This window comes from Gemmatimonadota bacterium, assembly GCA_016209965.1.
Lineage (GTDB): Bacteria > Gemmatimonadota > Gemmatimonadetes > Longimicrobiales > RSA9 > JACQVE01.
This window is the reverse complement of sequence record JACQVE010000049.1, coordinates 1-7,724: the sequence shown is the minus strand read 5'-3', so window position 1 is coordinate 7,724 and position 7,724 is coordinate 1. Positions and strand designations below refer to the sequence as shown.

The window sequence follows — 7,724 nt, the reverse complement described above, 5'->3', positions numbered from 1 at the left end:
GCCCAGGTGGTGCCGTCCACCTGGTCCAGCATGATGGGCGAGTCGTAGATCACGTGGGACGCCGGAATGCCGCTGGCCAGGGCAGCCGTATACACGAACGGCTTGAACACCGAACCCGGCTGCCGCCGCGCCTGCACTGCCCGGTTGAACTTCGATTCCTGGAAATCGCGGCCGCCGATCATGGCGCGGATCTCACCGCTATGAGGATCGAGCGCGATAAACACTCCCTGCAGGTAGGGCGTCTCGTTCCCGGAGACCGTGCCGCCCTGCGCCTTGAACTCCGCGTACTTCAGGTGGCGGAACGCGGGCCGCTTCTCGATGTACTCCCAGCCCGTCTCCATGGCTGTACGCGCCGCGCGCTGCATGCGCGCATCCAGGGTGGTGTGGATGCGTAACCCCTTGCTGTACAGCTCCGACCCGTAGCGGTCGTCGAGCTGATCACGGACCCACTCGACGAAGTACGGTGCGAACTCGCCCTCGTCCGCACCGCGCGGCCGCGTGGGCAGCGGCTCGAGCTGCCAGCGCTCGACGGCCGATTCATCCAGGAATCCCTGCTTCCCCATGAGGCCCAACACCAGGTTGCGCCGGGCCCGCGCCCGCTCCGGGCTGCGGAACGGCGAAAAATGCTCCGGCAGTTTGATCACAGCGGCGAGTAATGCCGCCTCCGCGGGATTTAGCCCGGTGGCAGACTTGCCAAAGAAGCGACGCGCCGCCGTCTCGATGCCGAACCACCCCCGGCCATAATTCACCTGGTTGATGTACGCCTCGAGGATCTGGTTCTTGGTGTAGACCTGCTCGAGCTGACGCGCGACCTTCAGTTCCTTCAGCTTCCTGCCGAACCGCTGCTCGAAGCCGACCTCCTTCTGGAACATGTTGCGCGCCAACTGCTGCGTGATGGTGCTGCCCCCGCCCTCGATCCGGCCGTGAAGCAGGTTGTTCAGCGCCGCCCGGGCGATGCCCCACGGGTTGAACCCCCAGTGGCGGTAAAACTGCTGGTCCTCCACCGCCACAAACGCCTGCGGCACGTACGCTGGCAGGTCCTTGAGCGAAACGGGCGTGCGCCGTTCCTGGAACAGCTCGGCGATCAGCTCGCCGTCATGGGTCAGGATCTGCGTGGCCTGCTTCGGCTCCCACACGTAGATCTGGGCAACAGAGGGACAGTCGCGGCAGACGGCGCTCCAGCTCCCGAGCACCAGCCCTGCGGCCGCACCCAGGAAGGCGAGGCCGAGGAGGGCGGCGCCGGCTACCAGCCGGGGGCGCGAGCTGGAGGGCCCGGTTTCGAGCAGCGACGACCTCGGGACGAGGCCAGTAAGCTTGTCTGGGACACTTGCCATGGGCATTTCCGGGGTCGAATCCTGACTGGAAGCTTTCCTACCCCCGCGGGCGCGGCCCGGGTTCCGCCGTGCAGCCAGCGCCACGCCGAAGGGCAGGCAGGTGGACGTGACGTAATCGGCCGTGACCTTGCGGCCGCTCCGGGGGCAGGCGTCTGCCGCTTGCGGGTTCAGCCGCTTGCCTCCCGGAGCAGTCGCTCGAGTTCGCGGTACATGGCCGGGTTTCCCGCCAGCACGGTCACCGGGTTCCGGTCCAGCACCCGCGCATCACCGTCCAGTGTGGTAATGACGCCTCCCGCCTCCCGCACCAGTAAGGTTCCAGCGGCAATGTCCCAGGGCGAGAGGTAGAGCTCCCAGAAGCCGTCGAAGTAGCCCGTGGCCAGGTGACACAGGTCGAGGGCCGCAGAGCCGGCGCGGCGCACGCCGGCTGTGTGACGCATCACGCTCTCGAACTGCCGCAGGTAGAGCGGCAGCAGGTCCAGCGCCTTGAAGGGGAAGCCGGTCCCGATCAGGGCCAGCGCAGGCCGGTCAATGCTCGAGACGCGGATGGGCTGGCCATCCTTGTAGGCGCCGCGGCCGCGTGCCGCCGTCCACTCCTCGGCGGTGGCGCTCGAGACCACGGCGCCCGCGAGTAGCTCGCCCCGGTACGCCACGGCCACGGAGGCGGAATACATGGGGTAGCCGTGCAGGAAGTTGGTCGTGCCGTCCAGCGGATCGACATACCAGAGCCAGCCACCCGCCTCTGCGGCCATGGCCGTGCCGCCACGGCCAGCGCTCGGCGCAGGCGAGACAGCCGTGGCGGCTTCCTCCGCCAGCACCACGTGGTCAGGGAAATGGCGGTGGATGCGCTCGACAATGCGCGCTTCGGCCTCGCGGTCGACGTGCGTGACGAAATCCGCCACGCCCTTCTCCGACCAGGCCTCGACCTGCACCCGGCCGAGATGGCTGCGGTGGATCTGCGCCGCTTCCCGGGCGGCCTCGAGCGCCAGCCCCAGCAGTTCATCCGTGGGCACGACGAGTTCGTTCTCCGCTGGTTTGTGGAGTCTCCGCCTGCGTCCGCCTCCGTCCGGCGCGCCGGCGCGGTTGCTCGGGCCGGCGCGGGCGGGTAATCTAGGGGAAGCATGTAATCCGGCCCAGGAGCAAGCGCCGGCTTTCGGCCGCCGCCATGCTCGCGCCGGCAAGCATCTTGCCCTTTTGCCGGGTGGTGCCTGGTGGCCTTGCCGCCGAGCAGTCGCCGCCCGCGGAGCTGGTGTGCGTCAAATGTGGGAACCGGGTGTTCCGCTCGTTCTTCGACGTCGCCCGGCCCGACGAGGTGGAGCGGGACTTCCGTGAATCGACCGAGCGGGACCTGGCGCCGAATGATGACGAGGCCGACGTCACCCGCGCCGATATCCTGGATCTGAACAACCCCTAGCCACTAAACTCGCCATGCCCGCCATTCGCTTCACCGGCAGCGCTGTCGCGCTGGTCACCCCTTTCGAGGAGCGCGGCGTGAACGAGCGCGTGCTGCGCGCGCTGGTGCGCTTCCACCACCGGGAAGGCACGGACGCCCTGGTCGTCTGCGGCTCGACAGGTGAGGCTGCCACCATGAGCCCGGACGAGCAGCGTACGGCCGTCCAGATCGTCGCGGACGAAAACGAGGGGCGCCTGCCGATCCTGGCCGGTTGTGGCGGGAGCGATACGGCACGGGTGGCGGAGCTGGCGGTGCAGGCGCGCGAGGCGGGCGCGGATGGCCTGCTGGTCAGCGCGCCGCCTTACAACAAGCCGACGCAGCGCGGGCTGCTGGCACACTACCGGGCGGTGCTCGAAGCGGCGGACCTGCCCCTCGTCGTCTACAACGTGCCGGGCCGCACAGCCGTGAACGTGCTGCCCGCCACCATTGCCGAGCTGGCTGCGGACGGCCGGGTGATCGGCGTGAAGGAGGCGTGCGGCGACATTGTGCAGATCGCCGAGCTGGCACGGCTGGTGGCGCGACGGCTCGCCATCTGGAGCGGCAACGATGACCAGATCGTGCCCATCCTGGCGCTGGGCGGCAGTGGCGTCATCAGTGTGCTGGCCAACGTGGCTCCGCGGGACACGAGCCGCATGGTGCACGCTTTTTTGGAAGGCGACGTGGCGGGGGGTCGCGAGCTGCAGCTTCACTACCTGCCGCTGGTCCGCGCGCTCTTCGCCGAGCCCAATCCGATTCCCGTCAAGGCGGCGGTGGAATGGCTCGGGTTCGAGGTCGGTCCGCCGCGCCTCCCCCTCACGCCGCTCGAGCCCGCCGCCCGCGAGCGGCTGGTGAGCGCATTGCGTGAAGCAGGCTGCCGCCCGGAAAGCTGACTCATGCCCACACTTCTTGCGGTGTCCGGCGCGACCGGCCGCATGGGCCGCTGCCTGGCCCGCCTGCTCGAGGGCGCGGCCGATCTGCGCCTGACGGGAGGCATCGCTCGCACGCCCCGCTCCCGCGAAGCGGCTGCCGAGCTGGGCTATCCTCGCATCGAGGCGCCGGAGAGGGCGGCGCCGATCCTCGAGGAAGCCGCTGTCCTGGTGGACTTTTCCGCGGCAGAGCAGCTCGCCAGGTTGCTCGAGCTGCACGCCTCGATGCTGGCGGGGCGAGCCATTGTTGTGGGCACCACGGGTCTGGAGAGGCCGCTGCTGCGCGCGCTCGAGGCCGCGGCCGAGCGGAGTGCCGTGCTTGTTTCCTCCAACTTCAGCCCCGGTGTCAACCTGTTGCTGGGAATCGTGGAGCAGGCCGCGCGCGTGCTGCCGGCCGAGCGCTACGACGTCGAGATCGTCGAGGCGCACCACCGCCACAAGGCGGACGCGCCCAGCGGCACCGCGCTCGCCCTGGGCCGGGCCGTCGCGGGGGGGCGCGGCGCCTCCCTGGAGCCCCTGCGCCGCGACGGGCGGAGCGGCCGCAGCGGCGAGCGGGCCCGCGGGGAAGTGGCGTTCCACGCCCTTCGGGGCGGCGAGATCACGGGCGAGCACCGCGTGCTCTTCCTGGGCGCGCGCGAGCGTATCGAGTTGGCCCATGCGGCGGCGGACCGCAGCCTCTTTGCCGAGGGGGCGCTGCTCGCCGCGCGCTGGCTGGCCGGGAAACCGCCTGGCTACTACGATATGAGAGAGGTGCTGGGGCTGGAATGACCGGTCCGCTGCAGGAACTCCGCCGAGGGAACGACTGAGTGGTCGAGTTCGACCACTGAGGGGGGCGAGGGCCCGGTTCATGGAATGGATGCCGCTCGCGGATGCGCCGGCCGATTGGCTGAGCCGGCTGGGCTGGCTCCGGCTCGACCTGCTCGGCCGCCTGCTCCTGGCCGCCCTGCTGGGCGGCGCCGTAGGACTCGAGCGCGAGCTCAGCCGCAAGCCCGCCGGCTTCCGCACCAACCTCCTTATTTGCCTGGGAGCCGCACTGCTCACCGAACTCTCCATCGCCGTCGCGCGTTCGGCCGGCCCGGCAGCGCCGAACGTGGACCCGGGACGTATCGCTGCCCAGATTGTCAGCGGCATCGGCTTCCTCGGCGCAGGCACGATCATCCAGGCGCGGGGAAGCGTGGTTGGCCTGACCACTGCCGCCACCTTGTGGGTGGTTGCCGCCATCGGCATGGCCGTGGGGATGCAGGCCTACGTCGAAGCCGTGGGCACTACGGTGCTGGTCATTGTCGCGCTCATCCTCCTCGGCCGCGTCGAGGATCAGCTCGTGCGCCGCTCCGTCGAGCACATGCTGCAGGTCAGTGTCACGCCCCAGCCCGGTACCGTCCAGGGAGTCGAGAAGCTGCTGGTAGAGAGCGGCTTCCAGGTCCATACGCTGGAGGTGGACAAGCGCGGCGACGCCTACATCATCTCCCTGGCCGCCGCGGGCCCGGCCCGCAAGTGGCATGAGGCGCTGCACCGCCTGCTCGAGGCGCCGGCCGTAACCAAGGTCAGTCAGCTCTAAGCGGTCGAGTTCGCAGGTACGGTCCCGGCCGAATGCGACCGTCCTGGCGAATTCGACCACTGAGGTGGTAGTGCGGCCGGCCGGCCGCCGTTAGTTTATCCGCTGTACCTCAACCGACAGGTTCCGGGATGATTGAGATTCTGAAGGCTGCGATGCAGCAGGGCGCCTCGGACATCCACATCAAGGGCGGCGACTTCGTGCGCGCCCGTGTCCGGGGAGAACTGACCCAGCTCACCGAGCAACGGCTCTCACCCGAGCAGACCAAGCAGCTCGCGATCCAGCTCATTGCCGATCCGGAGGACCGGGAACGGGTAGACCAGATCCTCGATTACGACTGCTCGTTCGGCGCCCCCGGGCTGGGGCGGTTCCGGGTTAATATCTTACGGCAGCGCGGCTCCTTCGGAATCATTCTGCGGGCCATTCCCTTCGAGATCCCGACCCTCGAGCAGATGCAGCTTCCGCGCGTGCTGGCCGAGATGTCTGACGCGGAGCGCGGCATGGTCCTGGTGACGGGCGTGACGGGCTCGGGGAAGAGCACCACACTGGCGGCCATGCTGAACCACGTCAACCAGAACAAGAAGAAGCACATTCTCACGCTCGAGGATCCCATCGAGTTCCTGCACCGGCACCAGCAGAGCTCGATCACGCAGCGGGAAGTGGGTGCGGACACCAAGTCGTTCGCGACGGGGCTGCGGGCGGCACTGCGTGAGGATCCGGACATCATCCTGGTGGGCGAGATGCGCGACACAGAGACTATCGACATCGCGCTCAAAGCGGCGGAGACCGGGCACCTGGTCTTCTCGACGCTGCACACGCAGAGCGCGGTCAAGACCATTTCCCGCGTCATCGCTGTGTTCCCGCCGCACGAGCAGGAGATGGTTCGGGTCCGGCTCTCCGAGTCGCTGGTGGGCGTGATCAGTCAGCGGCTGCTCCCGCGCAAGGACGTGAAGGGCAGGATCGCAGCCTGCGAGGTCATGGTGGTCACCGGCACCATCCGCGACGCTATGCGGGATATGAACCGGGTAGACGAGATCCCGGACTTCATTGCGCAGGGTCGGGAGCAGTACGGCTCGCAGACGTTCGATCAGCATCTGATGGACCTGGTCAGAGGGGGAACCGTCGATTACGAGGTGGCCAAGGCCGCGGCGACCAATCCCGCGGACTTCGAGCTGCGCATGAAGGTCCTCGGCTGAGCGCTGCCTCGCGGGCCGCGCCTGTGTTCTCGGGGATCCTGCTCCCGGTCACGACGCCGTACGACCCTGTCTCGGGGGAGATCGCCCCCGTCAGCTTCCGCGAGAACCTGCGCCGCTGGCTTCAGCAGCCGATCGACGGCATCGTCCTGTTCGGCTCGACCGGCGAGGGCGTGCTGCTGGAGGAGGAGGAGAAGCTCCGCCTCGTCGGCTTCGCCCGGGACCTGGTGCCACCAGACGTGCCGCTGGTGGCGGGCGTGAGCGGGGAGTCGACCCGCACGGCCGCCCGCCAGCTCAACCGGCTTGCCGAGGCCGGCGCGGACGCGGCGCTGCTGCACCCGCCCGCCTACTTCGGCGCGCTGCTCGCGCCCGCGGCGCTGCGCGACTACTACCTGGGCGTGGCCGAGGCCGCCAGGGTCCCGCTCATTGTCTATCACATTCCGAAGTACACCCACGTGGTGCTCGAGCCGGGGCTGATCGGCGAAGTGGTCCGTCACCCTCGGGTGGCCGCCGTGAAGGACTCGTCCGGTGACGTGAAGCGGCTGGCCGATTACACGGTGGCGTGCGGCCGTCACGCTGCACTGCTGGTGGGCAGCGGCGCGTTGCTCTACACGGCGCTCGAGCTGGGCGCGGTGGGCGGCGTCCTGGCGCTCGGTCTGCTCGCGCCAGGCGATTGTGCGCGGATCCTGCAGTACTACCGCGAGGGCGAGAGCCGGCGTGCTGGTGAGCTGCAGGAACGGCTTGCTCCCGTGCACCGGGAGATCGTAGCAGCCTACGGCGCGCCGGGTGTCAAGGCAGCCCTCGACCTGCTGGGTTACACGGGAGGCGCGCCGCGCCCGCCGTTGCGCCCGTTGCCCGAAAAGGAGCGGCGTAAGGTCGCGCGCGTGTTGGTGCAGGCGGAGCTTTTGCCCGGCTGACGGTTCATCGGGGACACGGAGCTACCAGGACAGGATGCGTGGGGGCGAAGGGCCGGCCGGCCGGGTGCCGAGACCGGCGAGCCGGCGCGAGGAGCGAGAGGTTCTGGACAGCCTGAGCGCACTGGCCCGCCCGCGGCTGAGTGGGTCCGCGGGCGCCGAGCAGGTGGCGGTGGAGCTGCGGCAGCGCTTCCAGGCCCTCGGTTACCGCGTGGACGAGCTGAGCTTCAGCTTTTCCGCCTGGCCTGGCCGGTTCGGGCTTCCGGCCGTGGGCCTCCTATACCTGGCCGCGATGATGGCAGCAACCGTGCTTCTCCTGGGCGGCCGCGGCGCGGCGGCCTTGGTTCCGCTGGGCGCTCTCGTCCCGGCACTC

At 69.2% G+C, this 7,724-nt stretch carries 9 protein-coding genes; 7 read left to right on the top strand and 2 right to left on the bottom strand.

What is annotated here, in order from left to right; all coding sequences use genetic code 11:
• Both HY703_02335 and HY703_02330 read right to left on the bottom strand, forming a co-directional pair.
• Window positions 1-1,334: transglycosylase domain-containing protein (locus HY703_02335; GenBank protein MBI4544016.1), on the bottom strand; the 1,334-nt coding region annotated here is incomplete at its 3' end.
• Between the two features lie 167 nt (window positions 1,335-1,501).
• The gene (locus HY703_02330) at window positions 1,502-2,344 is read right to left on the bottom strand and encodes an inositol monophosphatase (protein MBI4544015.1); all 843 of its coding nucleotides are present in this window, start codon (window positions 2,342-2,344) and stop codon (window positions 1,502-1,504) included.
• A 152-nt stretch (window positions 2,345-2,496) separates the two neighbouring features.
• Between HY703_02330 and HY703_02325 the strand changes: the two genes are divergently transcribed.
• The 7 genes from HY703_02325 to HY703_02295 form a co-directional block, all read left to right on the top strand.
• On the top strand, window positions 2,497-2,745 hold the full coding sequence (locus HY703_02325) for a hypothetical protein (protein ID MBI4544014.1): 249 nt from the start codon (window positions 2,497-2,499) through the stop codon (window positions 2,743-2,745).
• A 14-nt stretch (window positions 2,746-2,759) separates the two neighbouring features.
• Window positions 2,760-3,653: a 4-hydroxy-tetrahydrodipicolinate synthase gene (locus tag HY703_02320; protein ID MBI4544013.1), complete on the top strand. Its 894-nt coding sequence runs from the start codon at window positions 2,760-2,762 to the stop codon at window positions 3,651-3,653.
• A 3-nt stretch (window positions 3,654-3,656) separates the two neighbouring features.
• Window positions 3,657-4,457 (top strand): 4-hydroxy-tetrahydrodipicolinate reductase, encoded by an 801-nt coding sequence (locus tag HY703_02315; protein MBI4544012.1) that lies wholly within the window; start codon window positions 3,657-3,659, stop codon window positions 4,455-4,457.
• A 79-nt stretch (window positions 4,458-4,536) separates the two neighbouring features.
• Window positions 4,537-5,247 (top strand): MgtC/SapB family protein, encoded by a 711-nt coding sequence (locus HY703_02310; GenBank protein ID MBI4544011.1) that lies wholly within the window; start codon window positions 4,537-4,539, stop codon window positions 5,245-5,247.
• A gap of 128 nt (window positions 5,248-5,375) precedes the next feature.
• The gene (locus tag HY703_02305) at window positions 5,376-6,440 is read left to right on the top strand and encodes a type IV pilus twitching motility protein PilT (protein ID MBI4544010.1); all 1,065 of its coding nucleotides are present in this window, start codon (window positions 5,376-5,378) and stop codon (window positions 6,438-6,440) included.
• Between the two features lie 23 nt (window positions 6,441-6,463).
• Complete coding sequence (locus HY703_02300; GenBank protein MBI4544009.1) at window positions 6,464-7,354, top strand: dihydrodipicolinate synthase family protein; 891 nt, start codon at window positions 6,464-6,466, stop codon at window positions 7,352-7,354.
• Between the two features lie 34 nt (window positions 7,355-7,388).
• A partial coding sequence (locus tag HY703_02295; GenBank protein ID MBI4544008.1) for a hypothetical protein occupies window positions 7,389-7,724 on the top strand: 336 nt, incomplete at its 3' end.